Raw genomic sequence first — 19236 nt, 5'->3', positions numbered from 1 at the left:
GCACGCGGAGACCGGATGCCTGGCGGCGGCGCGTCGCAGCGGATCTCCGACTTTTCGGGACCCGGCCAGTTGCGGCTGGTCGGGCTAAAGGGACTTGCAACTGGATTACTCCTGTCGTAATATTCCACGTGGAATAGTTGACGCGGAGCATCCGCTCGGGCGCCGATGCACCGGACGCATCCGATGCACCCGATGTGCGGGGGTGTGCCGGATGCACCGGATGTGATGGCACCACCCAGACGGAACAGCACCCAGACGCAACAGCACACAACGGAAGGAGGAGCACGGATGTCGGCGCTCACGCCCTTGGGGATCTCGATCCTCGGTCTGCTGCTCGAGCGGCCCATGCATCCGTACGAGATGTTCCAGACCGCCATCGCCCGTTCGGAGGACCGCCTCGTCAAGCTGCGTCCCGGATCGCTCTATCACACCGTGGAGCGGCTGGAACGGGACGGCCTCATCCGCTCCACGGGCACCGAGCGCGAGGGCAACCGGCCCGAGCGCACCACCTACGAGATCACCGACACCGGGCACGACCGGATGCTCGAGCGCATCACGGAACTGCTCGCCGACTGGAAGAACGAGTATCCCGAATTCCCGCTCGCTCTCGCCGAGGCGCACAATCTGCCACGCGAGACCGTCGCGAGACTGCTCCAGAAGCGTGTCATCGCCTTGCGCGCCCAACTCGAACTGGTCGGCCGTGCGGTCGATCACGTCGAAGACAAGAGCCTCGACCGCAAGTACTGGATCGAGGCGTCGTACCTGCGAAGCATGCTGCAGGCCGAGACCGCCTGGGTCGAAGGCCTCATCGAAGAACTGAAGAGCGGAAGCATCGACTGGTAGCCATCCTGTCGATCCGGCGGCATCCGGAGCGTCGAAATGACGGAGGTGTCGGACAGGATCGGCGCATACCTCGCGCGCTTCGCGCACGTCCCGCAAACTCCACGGCCCAACCCGGCCGTTCATCATCCATCACAGAAACGGACACCATGGAAAAGCAGAGAAGTCCGTGGCCGGCCCTCTGGGCGCTGGTCATCGGATTCTTCATGATCCTGGTCGACACGACGATCGTGTCGGTCGCCAACCCGAAGATCCTCGAAGGCCTGAAGACCGACATCAATTCGGTCATCTGGGTCACAAGCGCATACCTGCTCGCCTACGCCGTACCGCTGCTCATCACGGGACGCCTCGGCGACAGGTTCGGCCCCAAGAACATCTATCTCATCGGTCTCGTGCTATTCACGGGCGCGTCGCTGTGGTGCGGATTCGCCGGAACCATCGGGATGCTCATCACCGCCCGCGCCGTGCAGGGCATCGGCGCGGCCATGATGACCCCGCAGACCATGGCCGTGATCACGCGAACCTTCCCGCCGAACAAGCGGGGTGCCGCGATGGCGCTGTGGGGCGCGACATCCGGTGTCGCGATGCTGGTCGGCCCGCTGCTGGGCGGTGTGCTCGTCGACGGGCTCGGCTGGGAGTGGATCTTCTTCATCAACGTTCCGGTCGGCGTGATCGGCTTCATCGCAGCGCTCGTGTTGGTGCCCAAGCTGCCAACGCACCAGCACTCGTTCGACATCTTCGGCGTCGTGCTGAGCGCAGTCGGCCTGTTCTTGATCGTCTTCGGCATCCAGGAGGGCGAGAAATACGACTGGGGGACCATCACAGGGCCGATCAGCGTGTGGGGCCTCATCATCGCCGGCATTGTGGTGCTCGCCGGGTTCGTCGCCTGGCAGGCGTTCAACAAGGGCGAGCCGCTCATGCCCTTGAAGCTGTTCCGCGACCGCAATTTCTCCCTCGCGAACCTGGCGATCAGCGCCGTCGGCTTCACGGTCACGAGCATGACCCTGCCGTTGATCTTCTTCGCCCAGCTCGTGCTCGGGTTCTCTCCCACGCAGTCCGCGCTGCTCATGGTGCCCATGGCGGTTGTGGTGATTCCGCTGTCGCCGCTGGTGGGGCGCATGGCCGACCGCGTGCATCCGCGCTACCTGTCGTTCTTCGGCCTCTTTCTGATGGCCATCGGACTGCTCTGGTACGCGTCGTGGTTCGACTCGAACGTCGACCTGTGGCCGCGCCTGCTGCTGCCGAGCCTGGTGCTCGGTGTCGCCAACGCGTTCATCTGGGCACCGCTGTCGGTGACCGCGACGCACAACCTGCCGCCTGCGCAGGCGGGTGCCGGCGCAGGCATCTACAACACCGTGCGGCAGATCGGAAGCGTGCTGGGCAGCGCGGCGATCGCCGCCCTGATCCAGGCGCGGTTGACGGCCAACGGCCTGCACTCGAGCTCGTCGGGGGCACAGTTCAGCGGGTCGAAGCTGCCGGCCATAGTGCAGCAACCCTTCGCGGATGCCATGGCGCAGTCCATGCTGATGCCCGCTGCGGTCGCGTTGCTCGGCGCCATCGCCGTGCTGTTCTTCATTCGCCCGAAGGACACCGGGCAATGGACGGCCACCCAGGGAACCCCCGTGGCGAGCCGTGCCCCGCAGGAGGCGGCGACCGTCGAGCGCTGAATTCTCACCAGTGAGCGCTGAGCAGTGAGCTCGCGCCGGGGTCGAGTGCCGCGCCATCGCGGTGCTCGACCTCGGTCTGTGTACTGGATGCCGCAACGTCAAGGCATCCGCGTCCGTTCATCCGCCAGCAACCGCCGGCTCGCCGGCCGTTCGCGACGCTTGCATACCCTGCCCGAAGGGCGTGATCGGCGCCCGCAGGAGATTGGGGCGGACGATGAGCACGCGCGACGCGATCATCAGCAGCAGGCGAACGGTGGAGGAGCTGACCTTTCGCGACATCGACGATCTACCCAACGATGAGCTCGACGACCTGGACGAGGTCGAGGAGATCGAGGTGGAGCTCGCCGTGCTCGCCCTCACCGGCACCACCGTCGTCGACGACGGGCTCGTCGAGCGTGCGTACGAGCGAGCCCTCGACCGCGCAGGCATCGCCACGAGCGCCGAGGAACGGATCGCGGCGCTTGCGTGCATCCGCGACAACATCGGGTGTGACCGGGCAGACGTTTTCCGTCACCTCGTGTCTGCTTCCCCGCACGCCTCCACGACGAACTCGGCGGCAGGCGGCGATGAGGTCGCGACGACGGATGCCGACGACCAGGCCAGCCACGCGGTGAGCGAGTTCGAGGCGGCGTTCGCCGAACTCCGCGAGCGCGAAGGCGTGGAAGCGGTTCCGGGGGCGGCGGTGGCCATCCGCGAGTTGCGGGCATCCGGTGTGCGTGTTGCCCTGATCTCCGGGTTCAACAGTGCGACGACGCGAGCGATGCTCGCCGAGCTCGGCTGGGCGGACCTGGCAGACGTCGTGCTCTCTTCGGACGACGTTCCCCGAGGGCGACCGCGTCCTGACCTGGCCCTGACTGCCCTGCTGCGCTGTGCCGGTTCGGCCGTCGAGCGCATGATCGTCGTCGGCGACACCGTCTCCGACATCGAGAGCGGGCTGGCTGCGGGGGCCGGCGTCACGATCGGCGTGCTGACCGGATCGCACGACGAGCGTTCCCTAGCCGACGCCGGAGCGGATGCCGTCATCGACAGCATCGCGGACCTCCCGGCGCTGCTCGGGCTGGATCGCCCCATCGCCTGAGACCTGATGCCCTGCTGCGCTCCGGTTGATCCCGTTTTCGAACTTCGGCAGCCGGGATGGGCAGGACCCTTGGCAGCGGTTGCGGGCTCGCGTAGGGTCGCGTCCATGCGTTTCGGGGTGAAAGCGTTCATGATCCTTGCGGTTTCGGCCGCAGCCATCGCGGTCGGGGCCCTTCCGGCGTCGGCCACCCCGCCCGGAACAATAGGCACCTTTCCGACCTGGTCGCCGCTGAGTTCGTCGGTGCCTGGTACCGCAACCTTCGCGTCGCCGACGGACGCGAACGCCGTCGTTAGCACGGATGCAGCGACTGCGAGCGTTGCATCCGGATCTTCTGCTTTCCTCGGCAGTAACACCGGCTTCGGGCAGGACTTCGGCTCGACTCGCGCCCAGCCCTACCTCACACTGCGTCCCAAGAGCGGTTCGCCCGCACCTAACCCGCCTTCCGTAACGACGCCGGCTCCCTCGACAACGACCGTGATGTTCGGTTCGCAGCCTGCCTCCGGTTGGGGGTTCGCTGTCGGCGACCTCGATGCGGACTGGGTGTTCATCCAGCCTCTCGATGCTTCGGGAAACGACCTGCCCACGGCTGAGCTCGGAGAGCAGGGCACGGGCAACTACTGCGACAACGCGTCGCCCAGACCGTCGGCGTGCTCGGGCGCGACCGCTCCGTACGACGTACCGAACTGGGTTCCGGGGCCCGGGTCGGTTCCTGTTGCCTACGGCTCGACGACCATCACCTATTCGCCCGGCACGCTCTACGGGAACTTCAACGACACCTCAGGCGCCTACGCGTGGTTCCTTCCCTCGTCCCAGGTTCACGGCATCCGGCTCGTCTACGGCGCGCTGAACGGCAGCCCCGTCTACCAGCTCTGGCTCGCCCAACCTGCGCCCACCGCGACCATTGCCGGAACCGTCGCGCTCGGCGGTTCGGATGCGGGCCAGCCGGTGCCATCCGGAACAAGCGTGGAACTGCAGTCGGCAGACGGAACGCCGGTGGCAGCCCTGGACGGGTCTCCCGTCGAGGTGCCTGTGCAGTCTGACGGTAGCTACCAGATCGTGACCGAGCAGCGGCAGGAGTACCAGCTTGCAGTCGTGCCGCCGGCGGGATTCGATCCCCCAGCGCCGATCACGGTAACCGCGCTCGCGTCGGAGGTGACGGCACCGCAGATCGTGGTCGCGCCGACAGCCGCGACTCAGCCGACGCCCACAGCGACGGCGACACCCGCAGCCGAACTCGCAGAGTCGGGATCGAATGCGGCGCCTTGGCTGCTGGCATCCGTGGCGATGCTCGTTCTCGGAGGCGCACTGGTCTCCCAGGCTCGGCGGCGACGTCGCGTCGGCCGCTGAGGTAGTCGCCTCAGTCGCCGGTCAGGCGCTCGAGGAGCTCGCGGTAGCGCTCCGCGGTGCGTTGCACGATGTCGTCGGGCAAGGCGGGCGGCGTGCCCTCCTTCGTCCAATTCGCCGCGAGCCAGTCGCGCACGATCTGCTTGTCGAAACTCGCCATGCGTTCGGCCGGGGTCGTGCCTGTGCGCCACGCCTCGGCATCCCAGTAGCGGCTGGAGTCGCTAGTGAGCACCTCGTCGGCGAGCGTCAGTTCACGAGTCTCCGGGTCGGTGCCGAACTCGAACTTGGTGTCCGCCAGGATCAAGCCGCGCTCCTCGGCGATGGTGGATGCCCGTGCGTACACGTCGAGGGATGCCTCGCGCAGCCGCGCCGCGGCATCCTCACCCACGAGCTCCACGGTGCGATCGAAGCTGATGTTCTCGTCGTGCTCGCCCTGCTCCGCCTTGAACGCCGGCGTGTAGATCGGCTCGGGCAGGCGGTCGCCGTTGTGCAGCCCGGCCGGGAGCGGCACGCCGCACACGCTCTGCGACTGCTGGTATTCGGCCCACCCGCTGCCCGTCAGGTAGCCGCGCACGACGCACTCGATGGGATACATGGCCAGGGGTTTGACGAGCATGGCGCGTCCGGCGACTTCGGCCGGGATCCGCTCGCCGCCGTCCAGACCGTGGTCGGCAACCAGGTGGTTGGGCACGTCGTCGAGGCGGTCGAACCACCACAGCGAGAGCGTCGTGAGCAGCTCCCCCTTGCCCGGAATGCCCGGCTCGAGAACGAAGTCGAACGCACTCACCCGGTCGCTCGCCACGACGAGCAGCACGGCGGAGTCCTCGACGGATGCCGCCGCCTCGGGAATGTAGAGATCGCGCACCTTGCCCGAGTACACGTGCGTCCAGCCGGGGAGACTCTTCTGGGCAGGGGTGGGGGGGGTCGGCGCGGTCACGCGTCAATCGTATGGTGCCGCGGGAGGAGGGGTTTCGATACGCGGCCTTCGGCTGCTAGTCAACCCGCGACGCAGGGCGGTTTCGATACGCTGCGTGCGGCGGGGCGCGCCGAGATGGTGCACAATTGTTGTGACTCGCTACAAAATGCAACGGAGAGAGGCAACGTGGCCGAATCGGCAGGCACCAACTGGGCAGGCAACTACGCGTATCGCGCGGGCAAGGTTGTGCATCCGGCTTCCGTCGAGGAGGTGCAGCGCGCCGTCGCCGAGGCTCGCGAGGCGGGCGGAAACGTGCGCGCGCTGGGCACCCGGCACTGCTTCAACGACATCGCAGACACCCAGGGCGCCCTGATCGCGATGACCTCGCTTCCGCCGCGGTTCGAACTCGACGCGGATGCCCGCACGGTGACGGTCTCCGGCGGCGCGCGTTACGGCGACTTCGCCGAGCAGCTGGATGCCAACGGCTGGGCCCTCCCCAACCTCGCCTCGCTGCCGCACATCTCCGTGGCCGGCGCGATCGCCACGGCGACGCACGGGTCGGGAGACGGCAATCGCAACCTCGCGGCATCCGTCGCGGGTATCGAGTTCGTGGACGGAATCGGCGAACTGCGCACGCTGCGCCGCGGAGACGACGACTTCGCCGGCGCCGTTGTCGGCATCGGTGCGCTCGGGCTCGTGACTGCCGTCACGCTCGACCTCGTGCCGACGTTCGAGGTGGCGCAGACCGTCTACACCGAGCTCGACTGGCCGACGGTGCTCGAGAACTTCGATGCCATCACGTCGTCCGCCTACAGCGTCAGCATGTTCACGGGGTGGACCGGCGGCGTTCAGCAGGTGTGGCTGAAGCGCGCACAGACGGATGCCGTCTCGGCCGAACCCGCGCCCGAGACCTTCTTCGGCGCCGCACGGGCGACCGAGAAGCGGCATCCGCTGCCGGGTGTCGACGCGACGGCCTGTACCGAGCAGTTCGGCGTGCCCGGCCCGTGGTACGACCGGCTTCCGCACTTCAAGCTCGCGTTCACGCCCTCGAACGGCGAGGAGATCCAGAGCGAGTATCTGGTGCCGCGCGATCGGGCGGTGGAGGCCATCAAGGCGTTGCTTCCGCTCACCGAGCGCATTGTGCCGTTGCTGCAGGTGACCGAACTGCGCACCGTCGCGGCGGACGACCTCTGGCTCAGCTCGGCATACCAGCAGGACGCGCTCGGCATCCACTTCACCTGGAAGCGCGACCAGGCGGGCGTCGAGGCCGTGCTGCCCGCGATCGAGGCGGCGCTCTTCCCGCTCGGCGCTCGACCGCACTGGGGCAAGGTGTTCGTCGATGCGGACGGCGTCGTGCCGTCGCTTTACCCGCGCTTCGACGACTTCCGGGCGCTCGTTGCGAAGTACGATCCGCATGGCCTGTTCCGCAACGCCTACCTCGATCGCCTGCTCGGCTGACGCTCCGAGGGTCTGGTGGCCGGGCATCCGAGCAGTGGCGCGACCGACGAGGCCGCCGTCGCCCACGTGCGGTCCGCCCTCGCGGATGCCGCAGAGCGGCTGAGGGCTGCGGGCGCCCGCACCGAGGCGCTCGCCGAATACGTTCCGGCTCGCCGGGTGCTCTTCATCCCGCGGCCGGAGCGGCTGCATCGGCTGGGCAGTGTGTGGCGGCTCGGCGTGCTGCTCCTGCTTACCGAACCGCACCGCGGCACAGGGGTCGGGAGTGCTCCGGCGGGCGAGCCGGGCGCGGCCGACGACTTGCGCCTCTACGCCACCGGCATCCTGACCCGATCCCACGAGCCGGGACGCACCACCTTCATCGCGGCGTCCGCCGAACGACGCCGCCAACTGGGCGTCGCGGCCTTCCGCGGGCACTTTGCGCCCGGCACCAGTGTGAACTTCGACGCGAAGCCGATACCGCTCGACGCGAGCCTGGTCGGAGCGTCCGGACCGCTCACGGTGCAGGGCGGCGCGGCGTTCGTGCGCTGGCGCCCCACGGATCCGGATGCCCTCACCGACTTCGACGCGTACCTCGCCGAACGCGTCGCGCTGCTTGTCGATCCTCCCGACGGCGCCTGAGACCGGCTGGGCCGGACAAGGCCGCCCCCGGACCGGCCGCGAAGATTCGGTGCCGGCTCAGTGTGCGGCGGGCGCGACGGATGCCGCGATGTCGGTGCGGTACTGGCCGCCCTCCAACGAGACGGTTCGAACCGCGCGATACGCGCGCTCCCTTGCCTCGTCGAATGTGGAGCCGAGCGCGACGACCGTGAGCACACGGCCACCGGTCGCGACGATGGTCTCCGTGGACCAGCTGGAGGTGGCATCCGTCGACATTGCTGTGATGTCGGTTGCGGCGTGGAAGATCTGCACCTCGGGCACGGCGGATGCCGCATCCAGGCCGAGGATGGGCCGTCTCGTCACCGGGGCGGTCGGGTACCCCTCACTCGCAACGACCACGCCGACCGCAACGTCGAAGGCGAAGTCGGGACGCGGAACACCGGCCAGCTCGCCCGTGGCCGCCGCATAGAGCAGTCCGGACAGCGGTGTGAGCAGGCGGGGCAGGATGACCTGGGTCTCGGGGTCGCCGAAGCGTGCGTTGAACTCGATGACGCGAGGACCGGCATCCGTCACGATCAGGCCGCAGTAGAGGAGGCCGATGAACGGTGTCTGCTCCGCCGCCATGGCGCGGATGGTGGGAAGCGCGATGGTATCGATCACCTCGTCGACGAAGTTCTCGTCAAGCCACGGCACGGGCGAGTACGCACCCATGCCGCCGGTGTTCGGTCCTTCGTCGCCGTCGAGCAGGCGCTTGTAGTCCTGCGCGGGAGACAGCGGGAGCACGTGCTCCCCGTCGCTCAGCAGGAACAGCGACACCTCGCGGCCGGCCAGGAACTCCTCGACCAGCACCGTGCCGTGCTCGAGCCAGTACGTGGCGTGCTCGATGGCTGCGTCGCGATCGTCGGTGACGAGAACGCCCTTCCCGGCGGCGAGGCCGTTCGCCTTCACCACGTATGGGGCGCCGAAGGCGTCGAGCGCCTCGTGTGCCTCTTCGATGGTGCCGGCGACCTCGGCCCGTCCGGTGGGAACGCCGGCCGTTTCCATGATGTGCTTGGCGAACGCCTTGGAGCCCTCGAGTCGTGCGGCGGCCTTGCTCGGTCCGAACACGGCGATGCCGCGCTCGCGTACGGCGTCACTCACGCCGGCGACAAGGGGCGCCTCCGGCCCGACGACCACGAGATCGACGCCGTGCTGTTCGGCGTACGAGGCCACCGCGACGCCGTCGGCCGGATCGATGCCGATGGTGCGCACGTCCTCGCCGATACCGGCGTTGCCTGGGGCCGCAGTGATGTCGTGCGGGGCATCCTCGGCCAGCAGTGCACGGATGATGGCGTGCTCGCGCGCGCCCGAGCCCAGAACGAGAATCCTCACTCGCCCATGCTATGGCGTGGTGAGCGGCGGCCCACCCCCGGGCAGGGGAGCCGAGGGCGGCAGCGCCCCGCTCGCCGCGGTATCCGCCCGGCCCCGGCTTCGCGGGCAGAATGGACATATGGCCGAGGAAAAAGTCACGGGACCGGCGTCGTACTTTCCATCGATCGAGAAGAAGTACGGCCAGCCCATCGACCACTGGATGTCCGAGCTGGAGAAGGTGGCCGAGCTCAAGCACATGGAGCAGGTGGCGTACCTCAAGAACGAGTTCGGTATCGGCCACGGGCATGCGAACGCGCTCGTCGGCTGGTTTCGGGAGCACCGCCACCAGTAGCCTTCGGATCGGATGACGCGGGCGGCCCCGTCTGCACCGTCTGCCGCCGCGGGCACAATGGACACCATGGCCAAGGCACGCATCAGTGAAGCTGACGGGATGTCGGCGGTGTCGGCCGCGCTCCAACCATCCGCTCCGAGAGACACGACGGCCGCCGCGGTGCGTTTTCTGCTGCAGGCGCTTGCCGACAAGGTGCCGGGCAACTCCGTGGAGGTGCGGGTGCCGCCGTTCGGCGCCGTGCAGTGCGTGGAGGGCCCCCGGCACACGCGAGGCACGCCGCCCAATGTGGTGGAGACGGATGCCGCCACCTGGCTCGCCCTCGCAACCGGACGTGCTTCGTGGGAGGACGCTGTGGCATCCGGCACCGTGCACGCCTCGGGTACGCGCGCCACCCTCGAGCCCTACCTGCCGGTGTACCGGCCACGGTGAGTCGGCCTCACCGGGACGGTCAGGCCACGCCCCGCGGCGTGGGAGACAATGGACGGGTGCCACGCGATTCCCACGACGACGAACTGAGCGATTCCGCCAGACAGGCGGACCACGAGGAGCTCGTCAGCACGGGCAACGGCCGGCTCCCCGCAGTGCCGGAAGAACCCGCCCGCGAGCCGGAGCGCGAGGAGGCGACCGTGGAGTCGGAGCACGAGGTGCGCGTGCGACGAACACCTCGCTTCGGTCGGTTCATGGTGCTCGGTGGCGCAGTGTTCGGCGTCGCCGCGTTCATCGCCACGTATTCGTTCCCCCAGGGAAGCGGATACGACCGCAACACCGTGTTCGGTTTCGTACTGCTGGCAGCCGTGGCCGTCGGGGTCGGCCTGGGCGCGCTCGCCGCCATCATCGCTTCTGCGGCGACGAAGCGTACCGAGCGCACCGTGGTCGCTGACCGCATCGATATACGACAGCCGGATGCCGCGGCATCCGGCGACGAGGCTCTTCCGAACCTAGGCGAGCTGCCCGCCGAAGCGGAGCAGGACGAACCGCTGCAGCACGACACCGCGCGTAACGGTGCACAGCGCAACGACGGTGCCGCTCGGAACGATGGTTTCCCGCGGGCCGACGGCACCCAGGGTTCGTAAGCCGGGCGCGCTCAGCTGAGCTGGGTGCGCTCCACCCACTCGAGGTATTCGGGCGTCACCGTGCCGGTGACGTAGTCGCCGGTGAAGCAGCTCATCTCGAGATCGGTGACGACGTTCTGACCCTCGAGGATGGCATCCTTCATGTCGCTCACCTCTTGGTAGATGAGGCTGTCGGCGCCGAGCTCGCGTGCGATCTCCGGGATCTTGCGGCCCGCGGCGATGAGTTCGCGGCGGGTCGGCATGTTGATGCCGTAGACGTGCGGGAAGCGCACGGGGGGTGCGGCCGAGGTGAACGTGACCTGGTTGGCGCCGGCGGCGCGGGCCATGTCGACGATCTCCTTCGACGTGGTGCCTCGCACGATGGAGTCGTCGACGATGAGCACGTTCTTGCCCTTGAACTCGCTCGACATGGCGTTCAGCTTCTGCCGCACGCTCTTCTTGCGCTGCGCCTGGCCGGGCATGATGAACGTGCGTCCTACGTAGCGGTTCTTGTAGAAGCCCTCGCGGTACTCGATGCCGAGCTTCTGCGCCACCTGGGATGCCGCCGGTCGCGAGGAATCCGGAATGGGCATCACGACGTCGATGTCGCCGAGCGGCGCGTACCTCGCGATCGTGTCGGCGAGCCGGTTGCCGAGACGCAGCCTTGCCTCGTAGACCGAGATGCCGTTCATCACCGAGTCGGGACGCGCGAGGTACACGTACTCGAACGAGCACGGGATGAGCACGGGGTTTTTGGCGCACTGCCTGGAGTACAGCTCGCCGGAGAGCGTGATGAACACGGCTTCGCCCGGCGCGACATCCCTGACCACCTCGTAGCCGAGCGCCTCGAGCACGACCGACTCGGATGCCACGATCCACTCGTCGCCCACGAGCCCGGCGGGCTTGCGGCCCAGGATGAGCGGGCGGATGCCGAACGGGTCGCGGAAGGCGAGCAGGCCTTGCCCAGCCACCATGGCGATCGCCGCGTAGGCGCCCTCGACGCGCTCGTGCACCTGCTCCACGGCGTTGAAGACCTGGTCGGGATCGAACTCGAGGCCGGTGATCTGACCCTGCAGCTCGGTGGCGAGCACGTTGAGCAGCAGCTCGGTGTCGCTCGTCGAATTCACGTGGCGACGGTCGATGTGGAACAGGTCGCCTGCCAGCTCACGCGTGTTCGTGAGGTTTCCGTTGTGCACCAGGATGATGCCGTACGGCGCATTCACGTAGAACGGCTGGGCCTCTTGCTCGTTCGCCGCGTCGCCCCTGGTCGTGTAGCGCGCGTGGCCGAGACCCATGGTTCCGAGCAGGGAACGCATGTCGCGCGTGCGGAACGCCTCGCGCACCTGCCCGCGCGCCTTGTGGATGTGGAACATGCTGCCGTCGGCAGTGGCGATGCCTGTCGAGTCCTGTCCGCGGTGCTGGAGGAGAAGGAGGCTGTCGTAGACCAGTTGGTTGACCGGCTCGGTAGAGACGATGCCGACGATGCCGCACATGCTGGCGTGGTGCTCCTGGTGTGTCGGGATGGGGCCGGGACTCCGGCTCGATCAGTCTTCCATACCCGACTGAGGTGAACCTGATGCGCCCCGCGCCGCCCGGTGCTCTGCGCTCAACCCGCTGACAGCAGGTCGGGCGGCAGGAGAGCGACGAGCCGCTCGGGATCGGCGATCACCTCGATCTCGACGATCACGCCGTCTGCCACCGTGAAGGCCATGACCGAGAGCGGCCCCCGCGGACCGACGATGGCGACGCCGGCTGCGCCGTTGATCCAGGCCGAGCGCCGGTATGGCGCCAGCGACGTGAACATCATCGCCTGGCTCGCGATGGCCTGCGGTCCCCGGATGATCGCGGTCGCGGATGCCCGCTGCGCACCGCCGTCCGAGCGCAGAACGACCTCGGGATGCAGCACCCTCAGCAACGCGTCGAAGTCGCCCTCCCTTGCCGCGGCGAAGAAGGCATCCACTGCCACCCGCTGCCTGCCGCGGTCCGGATCCGGTGTCGGCGCCGTGCGGACCTTCGCACGCGCGCGAGTGGCGAGCTGTCGCGCCGCCGCGGGCGTGGTCTCGAGAATCCTCGCCACATCGTCGAACGGCACCGCGAACGTGTCGTGAAGCACGAACGCCAGCCGCTCGTCCGGTCCAAGCGCCTGCAACACGATGAGCATCGCGAGCCCGATGGATTCGGATGCCGCGGCCGCTGCATCGGGGTTCGCGGAGTCGGCGGAGACGATGACGGCATCGGGAACGCGCGTCTCGCCCGCCAGCGCCGCGTCGAGCGAGGACTCGCCGCGCGTTCGACGTGACCGAAGCATCGTGAGGCAGACGCGACCGGCCACCGTCGTGAGCCAGGCATCCAGGTTGCGGATGTCGTCGAGCTCGGCCTGGGAGGCGCGCAGCCACGTCTCTTGCACCGCGTCGTCCGCATCGCTGAACGAGCCGAGCATGCGGTACGCGAGCGAGCGCAGCCGGGGCTGCAGGGCGGTGAACCCCGCCTCGAGCGTTTGCGCGGTTTCGGTCACGCGTCACATTCTGGCGCGCCCGCGCATCGAGTTGGTGTAAGCATCCGATCGCGACCGCTGAAGCGCGAGTCGCACGACGAAAGGCACCCCATGACCACCTCGTCCGTACCAGGCGCCGGTTCGCCGCTCATTCTCGTCACGGGGGGCGCCGGCGCCCTCGGCTCACTCGTCGTCGACCGGCTCAGGGAGCGCGGGCACCGAGTGCGCGTCGTCAGCAGGCGTGGCACCGGCCAGCGCGACGACGTCGAGTACGTCTCCGGAGATCTCGACACGGGTGAAGGGGTGGCGGATGCCGTGGCCGGCGCCGGCATCGTCGTTCACTGCGCCGGATCGCAGAAGGGCGACGGGGAAAAGGCGCGTCGCCTGGTCGAGGCCGCGCGAACGGCGGGCGTTCGGCACATCGTGTACGTCTCGGTTGCCGGTGCGAATCGCATCCCGGTGAAGTCCAAGACGGATCACGCGATGTTCGAGTACTTCGCGCAGAAGCGCGAAGGCGAACTCGTGATCGAGCGGTCGGGCATCCCCTTCACCACACTGCGCGCGACGCAGTTCGACACCCTCGTGTTCCCTGTGATGCAGTCGATGGCCAAACTGCCGGTCATTCCCCTGCCGAAACGGATGCGCGTGCAGCCCGTCGCGGCCGACGAGGTTGCCGACCGCCTGGTCGCGCTTGCCGAGGGTTCCCCTGCCGGTTACGTCGCCGAGTTCGGCGGTCCCCGCGTCTACACGACGCACGAGTTGATGCGGTCGTACCTGCGCCAGGCCGGCTTGCGGCGTTGGGTGATCTCGGTGCGGCTGCCTGGCAAGGCAGCCAGGGCAGTGCAGCACGACGCCATCCTCTCGAACGGACCGGTGCGCGGCGAAGGCACGTGGGAGCAGTACCTGCAGCGCAAGCTCGCCGTCCCCAGCGGGTCGCAGCAGCCGGTCGACCGCTGAGCGGGTGAGGCCGGCGCTCTTGAGGCGCCCGGGACTCCGGGAAGCAGGCGGATCGCGAGCAGCCGGTCAGTTCGCGACGTCGTCCTCTGCCTCGGCTCGCCAGCAGCGCGCCGTGACACCGACGGTATTCCACGCATTGATGGCCACGAGAAGCGCGAGAAGAGCGGAGACCTCTTGCTCCGAGTAGGCGGCGAGCGCGCGAGCCACGACCTCGTCGGGTACCCGGGTCTCGGATGCCCGCGTGACGGCATCCGTCAGTGCGAACGCCGCCCGTTCGCGAGCGGTGAAGAAGTGCGCCTCCTCCCACACGGCGACGGCAGCGATGCGCTGGAACGACTCGCCGCAGTCGCGAGCGTCTCGTGAGTGCTGGTCGACGCAATAGGAGCATCCGTTGAGCTGAGAGGCACGCAGCTTGAGCAGGTTGCGCAAGCCCTCCGGGATGCGCGCCGCATCGAGCTCGACGCCCGCAGCGTGGTCGAGGTGGGCCATGGCGCGGGAGAAACGGGGTGCGAGTTCGTCGAAGTCGAATCGCACGTCGGGAAGCACGATGGGCTCGGCGGCCGTCTGTTCGGCGGCCGCCTCGCCTGAGGCCTGAAAGCCAGTGGTCTGTGTGTCGGTCATGATCTCACCGTAGTGACGGAATGGCGCCCTGCTACAGTCCATTTGCATGACGGATGCCTGGGCCAATTCGGGTCTCGACCTGCACCTCGCGCTCGATGCCCGCCGCAAGACGGATTCGCTTGAGTCGGCGTTGCGCGACATGATCCGCGACGGTCGGTTGGCGCCCGGAACACGGATGCCCGCCACCCGCAGCCTCGCACGCGACCTGGGGATCGCGCGAAACAGCGTTGCGGAGGTGTACGGCCGCCTGATCGGCGAGGGCTGGCTCGAGGCGAGGACCGGCGCGGGAACCTGGGTAGCCGCAACGGCTTCCGGCCTCGGGCGTGGCGATGGAGCCAGGGCCGCCGGCGGGGTAGGGCGATCGCCGGATGCGGCGGGCGCGCCAGGCACTCTCGACTTCGGGCGGACACTTCCGTCCTCGCTCGGCGACACGGCGACCTCTGCCATCCGCCTCGACCTCAGGGCGGGCATCCCCGACACCTCGGCGTTCCCGCGCTCAGCGTGGGCCTCGGCCCTACGGAGGGCAGCGGTGAACGCACCGGTCGCCGACCTCGGCTACGGCGATGCCGCGGGTGTCGCGACACTGCGCGGCACGCTCGCGTCGTACCTGGGGCGGGCGCGGGGGGCGGTCGCGGACGTCTCGACGGTGCACGTGACGCACGGGGCCGGGCACGCGGTGCGACTCGTGGCTGCGGCGTTGGTGCGGGCAGGCGCTCGCCGCGTCGCCGTCGAAGAGTACGGACATCTGCCGCACAGGGACATCCTCGAGGCCGCCGGGCTCGAGATCGTGTCGCTGCCGGTCGATGACGCGGGAGCAGTGATCGAGCGCCTGGACGAGCTCGACGCCGACGCCGTCTCACTGACGCCGGCGCACCAGTTCCCGACCGGTGTCGCCCTCAGCCCGGCTCGCCGCACCGCCGTCGTGCAGTGGGCGGAGCGCACCGGCGGCATCGTGATCGAGGACGACTACGACGGCGAGTTCCGGTTCGATCGCAGGGCGGTCGGTGCACTCCAGTCGCTCTCGCCCGCTCGCGTCGTCTATATCGGAACGGCCAGCAAGGCGCTCGGCCCGGCGGTCGGCCTCGGCTGGTGCGTGCTGCCGCATTCGCTCGTCGGTGCGGTGTCCGAGGAGCGAGACCGCGACGGTGCGAAGCCGGGAGCCCTCACCCAACTGGCGCTCGCCGAGTTCATCCAGCACGGCGACTACGACCGGGCGGTGCGCGGCTCTCGTGCTCGCTACCGGGAGCGACGGCAACACCTGGAATCGGTCGTCGCGGAGCGGATACCCGACGCCCGCCTCACGGGCATGGCGGCGGGGCTGCACTGCTTGCTCGAGCTGCCGCAGGGCATCCGCGAAGCCGACGTCGTGAGGCATGCGGATGCCGCAGGCCTCGCGATCGCCGGTCTCGAGTGGTTCCTGGTGGCGCCGCCCGGCGTGGGCGACGAGCCAGCCGCGCGCTCGAGTACCGGCCCGGGAATACGCGCGAATGTGCCGGCGCGGCAGGCCATCGTGGTCGGCTTCGGCGCGCCACCGCCGCACCGCTTCGAAGAGGCCGTCGACACCGCCATCGCCGCGATCCAGCGGGCGGGACGCTGAGGTCGGACTTCACTCATGTGACGCCGCGCGACGCTTCGTGACGTTGCATGAAATCGCATCGCACTGCGTGATCGGAAAGCATCCGGATTCGTCGTTGGACGCGGCGACCGGGTCGCTCATACGGTGAATGACATGACCGGGACCATGCGTCGAATGCTGCGGGGCGAGAGCCTCCCCGCCGCTGCGTGCGCGTGCTCTCGCCCCTGTCGCCGTTGAGACCGGCAACGCGCTGACCCGTCCGGACGGCACGGCCGTCATGCACCGGCTGCAGCCCGTGCCCTGCTCGGTCACGGCCGCCATCCGTCGTCGTGCCTGCCGGCAACCCGCGTCCTCGGCGACATCCGCTCTGGGCACACCGCTTCGGGACCAGGCCGCTTCGGTCCGCAGAAGGCAAGCGCGTTCACACCCACTAGTCGTCCACACCCGTCCCATCTGAAAGGCACACTCATGGCCGTCGAATTCATCAGCGCGATCAACGTGAACCCGTCGAACGAGGTCAACGGGCTCTCCCAACCCGCCATCGACGTGGACTACCTCAAGAAGTACTCGAGGGCCCTCGAGGAGGGCGGCTTCGACTACACGCTCCTTCCCTACGGCTCGCCTGCGCACGACCCGTTCACGCTCGCCGCCGTCGTCACCCAGCACACCGAGCGACTCAAGCCGATCGTCGCGCTGCGGCCCAACACGGTCTACCCGACGGTCGCGGCGAAGGCGCTGGCCACGCTCGACCAGCTCAGCCGTGGTCGCGCCGTCGTGCACTTCATCTCAGGCGGCAACGATCACGAGCAGGCCAGGGAGGGCGACTACTCGAGCAAAGACGAGCGGTACGACCGCACGGAGGAGTACATCCGCATCCTTCGCCAGGTGTGGGCGGCGGATGCCCCGTTCGACCACGAAGGCCGGTTCTATCGCTTCGAAGACTTCGTGTCGGTCGTGAAGCCCGTGAACGGCACCATCCCGATCTCCATCGGAGGGTCGTCGGAAGCGGCGTACCGCATAGGTGGAGTTCTGGGAGACATCTTCGGCCTATGGGGCGAGCCGCTGGCCGACACCCGGTTCCAGATCGACAAGGTCGCCAAGGCCGCACGCGCGGCAGGTCGCACCGACAGACCTCGCACGTGGGTCACGTTCCGGCCCATCATCGCTCCAACCGAAGAGCTCGCGTGGGAGAAGGCCAACAAGATCCTCGGCATCCTGGAGAGCCGTTCGGCCGCCGCGCAACAGGCGGTGGGCAAGGAGCTGTGGATACAGCGCCGCAGGCGCTCGGGCGACGGTCCGCAGAATGTCGGATCGCAGCGCCTGCTCGAGATCGCCGCACGTGGCGACCTGCACGACCGGGCGCTCTGGACCCCGACCGCGACCGCAACCGGCGCTCAGGGTGCTTCGACCGCACTGGTGGGAACACCGGAGACCGTTGCGGCTGCCATTCTGGACTACGTCGACCTCGGCGCCGACCTGATCTCGATCCGCGGCTACGACAACTACAACGACGCCGTCGACTACGGTCGCTACCTCATTCCGCTCGTGCGTCAGGAACTCGCGCATCGCGAAGCCACGGGCCGCAGAGGCGAGGTCGTCGACCAGCGTCCCCTTGACGAGGTCGTGCGCGAGCGCGAGGAGCGCCACGACGGGCGTGAACTCGAAGGCGTCGGCGCGTGAGCATCGCGGACACCCGAACGGTGGATCTCGCCGACGTTCGACAAGGGCGGCCGCCGGTCCCGCGGCTGCGGCCCGTCGACGTCTCACCCGAGAGGCTGGCCGAGCTGAAGGTGGTTCTGGCCGAGCACGCTGAGCAGGTCGACAGGGATGCCGCGTTCCCGTGGGCGGGCATCCGTGCGGTGCACGAGGCGGGCATCCTCACGGCGACGGTCCCGGAAAAGTGGGGCGGCCACGGCGGCCTTGCGCACGAGGTCGTCGTCGACGTCTTCCTCGCCCTCGGCGAGGGCGATCCCGCGACCGCGCTGATCGCCGCCATGACGGTGTTCCAGCATTCGTTCGCCGACGTGTGGCCGGAAGACCTCTACCTACGGCTGCTGCGTGAATCCGCCGAGCGCCCGACCCTGATCAACGCCATCCGTGCCGAACCGGAACTCGGTGCGCCGGCTCGCGGCGGGTTGCCTGCGACCACGGTGCGACGCACGGGAACGGGCTGGGTACTCAACGGCCGCAAGGCGTACGGCACGGGGTCCGAGGGGCTCGCCTACCATCTGGTCTGGGCGGTCACCGAGCCGGGCTTGCACCCGGCCGAAGGCTCCGATCGCCTGATCGGTCACGTCATCGTTCCGTCGGCGAGCGAGGACGGCACGCCAACGCCAGGCATCCGCATCGAGAAGACCTGGGACCACCTCGGCCAGCGCGGCACCAGCACTCACGACATCGTCTACGACAACGTCGAGGTGCCCGAGGTGAACTTCCGCGGCTCGCCGGTGGGGTCCGTGCCCAACAACGGCAACCTCACCGGGGTCGCCCTGGCCGTTCCGGCGCTCTACCTCGGCGTCGCACGAGCCGCCCGGGCGTTCTTCACCCGGTTCGCCAACGAGCGGGTGCCGAGCGCGCTCGGCGCCCCCATTGCCACGACCGACCGCATCCGGTCCGTTGCCGGCGAGATCGAGGTGCAGCTCGTCACGGCCGAAGAGTTCCTGCGCTCCACCGCCAGGCGGCTGGACTCCGGCGAGGATGCCTCGCGCCAGCTGCAGGCCGCGAAGACCGTCGTGACCCGCGCGGCGATCCACGCCGTGCAGACCGCCGTCGCCGCACTCGGGAACCCCGCCCTGAGCCGCAGCAATCCGCTCGAGCGCCACCTGCGCGACGTGCTCGCCTCACGCATCCATCCACCTCAGGACGACACCGCCCTGACCGGCATCGGCAGCCGAGTGCTTTCGACCTATCGATCCTGACCATCGGTCGGCTGGC

The 19236-nt window shown here is 68.7% G+C and carries 18 protein-coding genes; 13 read left to right on the top strand and 5 right to left on the bottom strand.

What is annotated here, in order from left to right; genetic code table 11:
* Positions 1 to 288 precede the first annotated feature (288 nt).
* The 4 genes from ACO2Q7_RS09270 (at position 289) to ACO2Q7_RS09255 (ending at position 4932) form a co-directional block, all read left to right on the top strand.
* A complete protein-coding gene (locus ACO2Q7_RS09270) occupies positions 289 to 843 on the top strand; it encodes a PadR family transcriptional regulator (protein ID WP_423355320.1) in 555 nt (184 codons plus the stop codon).
* A 146-nt stretch (positions 844 to 989) separates the two neighbouring features.
* The gene (locus ACO2Q7_RS09265) at positions 990 to 2507 is read left to right on the top strand and encodes a DHA2 family efflux MFS transporter permease subunit (protein WP_423355319.1); all 1518 of its coding nucleotides are present in this window, start codon (positions 990 to 992) and stop codon (positions 2505 to 2507) included.
* 214 nt (positions 2508 to 2721) lie between these two features.
* Complete coding sequence (locus ACO2Q7_RS09260) at positions 2722 to 3585, top strand: HAD family hydrolase (protein WP_423355318.1); 864 nt, start codon at positions 2722 to 2724, stop codon at positions 3583 to 3585.
* 105 nt (positions 3586 to 3690) lie between these two features.
* Entirely contained in the window at positions 3691 to 4932 is a 1242-nt protein-coding gene (locus ACO2Q7_RS09255) for a hypothetical protein (RefSeq protein ID WP_423355317.1), read from the top strand.
* 10 nt (positions 4933 to 4942) lie between these two features.
* Here the strand turns inward: ACO2Q7_RS09255 and ACO2Q7_RS09250 are convergent, their stop codons facing one another.
* Complete coding sequence (locus tag ACO2Q7_RS09250) at positions 4943 to 5866, bottom strand: phosphoribosylaminoimidazolesuccinocarboxamide synthase (protein ID WP_423355316.1); 924 nt, start codon at positions 5864 to 5866, stop codon at positions 4943 to 4945.
* 165 nt (positions 5867 to 6031) lie between these two features.
* Between ACO2Q7_RS09250 and ACO2Q7_RS09245 the strand changes: the two genes are divergently transcribed.
* A complete protein-coding gene (locus ACO2Q7_RS09245; RefSeq protein ID WP_423355315.1) occupies positions 6032 to 7303 on the top strand; it encodes an FAD-binding protein in 1272 nt (423 codons plus the stop codon).
* 15 nt (positions 7304 to 7318) lie between these two features.
* Positions 7319 to 7921 (top strand): hypothetical protein, encoded by a 603-nt coding sequence (locus tag ACO2Q7_RS09240; RefSeq protein ID WP_423355314.1) that lies wholly within the window; start codon positions 7319 to 7321, stop codon positions 7919 to 7921.
* 57 nt (positions 7922 to 7978) lie between these two features.
* Here the strand turns inward: ACO2Q7_RS09240 and purD are convergent, their stop codons facing one another.
* Positions 7979 to 9271: a phosphoribosylamine--glycine ligase gene (gene purD / locus ACO2Q7_RS09235; protein ID WP_423355313.1), complete on the bottom strand. Its 1293-nt coding sequence runs from the start codon at positions 9269 to 9271 to the stop codon at positions 7979 to 7981.
* Between the two features lie 118 nt (positions 9272 to 9389).
* Here purD and ACO2Q7_RS09230 point away from each other — a divergent pair, with 118 nt between their 5' ends.
* The 3 genes from ACO2Q7_RS09230 to ACO2Q7_RS09220 all read left to right on the top strand — a co-directional run bounded on the left by ACO2Q7_RS09230 (position 9390) and on the right by ACO2Q7_RS09220 (position 10675).
* The gene (locus tag ACO2Q7_RS09230) at positions 9390 to 9602 is read left to right on the top strand and encodes a DUF4287 domain-containing protein (protein ID WP_423355312.1); all 213 of its coding nucleotides are present in this window, start codon (positions 9390 to 9392) and stop codon (positions 9600 to 9602) included.
* Positions 9603 to 9668: 66 nt separating this feature from the next.
* Entirely contained in the window at positions 9669 to 10031 is a 363-nt protein-coding gene (locus ACO2Q7_RS09225) for a sterol carrier family protein (protein ID WP_423355311.1), read from the top strand.
* 56 nt (positions 10032 to 10087) lie between these two features.
* The gene (locus ACO2Q7_RS09220) at positions 10088 to 10675 is read left to right on the top strand and encodes a hypothetical protein (protein WP_423355310.1); all 588 of its coding nucleotides are present in this window, start codon (positions 10088 to 10090) and stop codon (positions 10673 to 10675) included.
* An 11-nt stretch (positions 10676 to 10686) separates the two neighbouring features.
* Here ACO2Q7_RS09220 and purF read toward each other — a convergent pair whose 3' ends face one another.
* Together purF and ACO2Q7_RS09210 are read right to left on the bottom strand one after the other, a co-directional pair.
* Positions 10687 to 12147, bottom strand: coding sequence for an amidophosphoribosyltransferase (purF, locus tag ACO2Q7_RS09215; protein WP_423355309.1), 1461 nt, complete (start codon positions 12145 to 12147; stop codon positions 10687 to 10689).
* A 113-nt stretch (positions 12148 to 12260) separates the two neighbouring features.
* Positions 12261 to 13169, bottom strand: a complete 909-nt coding sequence (locus ACO2Q7_RS09210; protein WP_423355308.1) for a sigma-70 family RNA polymerase sigma factor — start codon at positions 13167 to 13169, stop codon at positions 12261 to 12263.
* A 90-nt stretch (positions 13170 to 13259) separates the two neighbouring features.
* Here ACO2Q7_RS09210 and ACO2Q7_RS09205 point away from each other — a divergent pair, with 90 nt between their 5' ends.
* A complete protein-coding gene (locus tag ACO2Q7_RS09205) occupies positions 13260 to 14105 on the top strand; it encodes an SDR family oxidoreductase (RefSeq protein WP_423355307.1) in 846 nt (281 codons plus the stop codon).
* A 66-nt stretch (positions 14106 to 14171) separates the two neighbouring features.
* Here the strand turns inward: ACO2Q7_RS09205 and ACO2Q7_RS09200 are convergent, their stop codons facing one another.
* Positions 14172 to 14726, bottom strand: a complete 555-nt coding sequence (locus ACO2Q7_RS09200) for a carboxymuconolactone decarboxylase family protein (RefSeq protein WP_423355306.1) — start codon at positions 14724 to 14726, stop codon at positions 14172 to 14174.
* Between the two features lie 46 nt (positions 14727 to 14772).
* Here ACO2Q7_RS09200 and ACO2Q7_RS09195 point away from each other — a divergent pair, with 46 nt between their 5' ends.
* From ACO2Q7_RS09195 to ACO2Q7_RS09185, 3 genes are all read left to right on the top strand, one after another.
* Entirely contained in the window at positions 14773 to 16323 is a 1551-nt protein-coding gene (locus ACO2Q7_RS09195; RefSeq protein WP_423355305.1) for a PLP-dependent aminotransferase family protein, read from the top strand.
* Positions 16324 to 16770: 447 nt separating this feature from the next.
* Complete coding sequence (locus tag ACO2Q7_RS09190) at positions 16771 to 17982, top strand: LLM class flavin-dependent oxidoreductase (RefSeq protein ID WP_423355304.1); 1212 nt, start codon at positions 16771 to 16773, stop codon at positions 17980 to 17982.
* Positions 17979 to 19220, top strand: a complete 1242-nt coding sequence (locus tag ACO2Q7_RS09185) for an acyl-CoA dehydrogenase family protein (RefSeq protein WP_423355303.1) — start codon at positions 17979 to 17981, stop codon at positions 19218 to 19220. The genes ACO2Q7_RS09190 and ACO2Q7_RS09185 overlap by 4 nt, the downstream gene beginning before the upstream one ends.
* Positions 19221 to 19236: the final 16 nt, after the last annotated feature.

The sequence above is a fragment of the Rathayibacter sp. KR2-224 genome (assembly GCF_049446075.1).
Lineage (GTDB): Bacteria > Actinomycetota > Actinomycetes > Actinomycetales > Microbacteriaceae > Humibacter.
The sequence above is the reverse complement of the archived record's forward strand: the minus strand, read 5'-3'. Positions and strand labels throughout refer to the sequence as shown.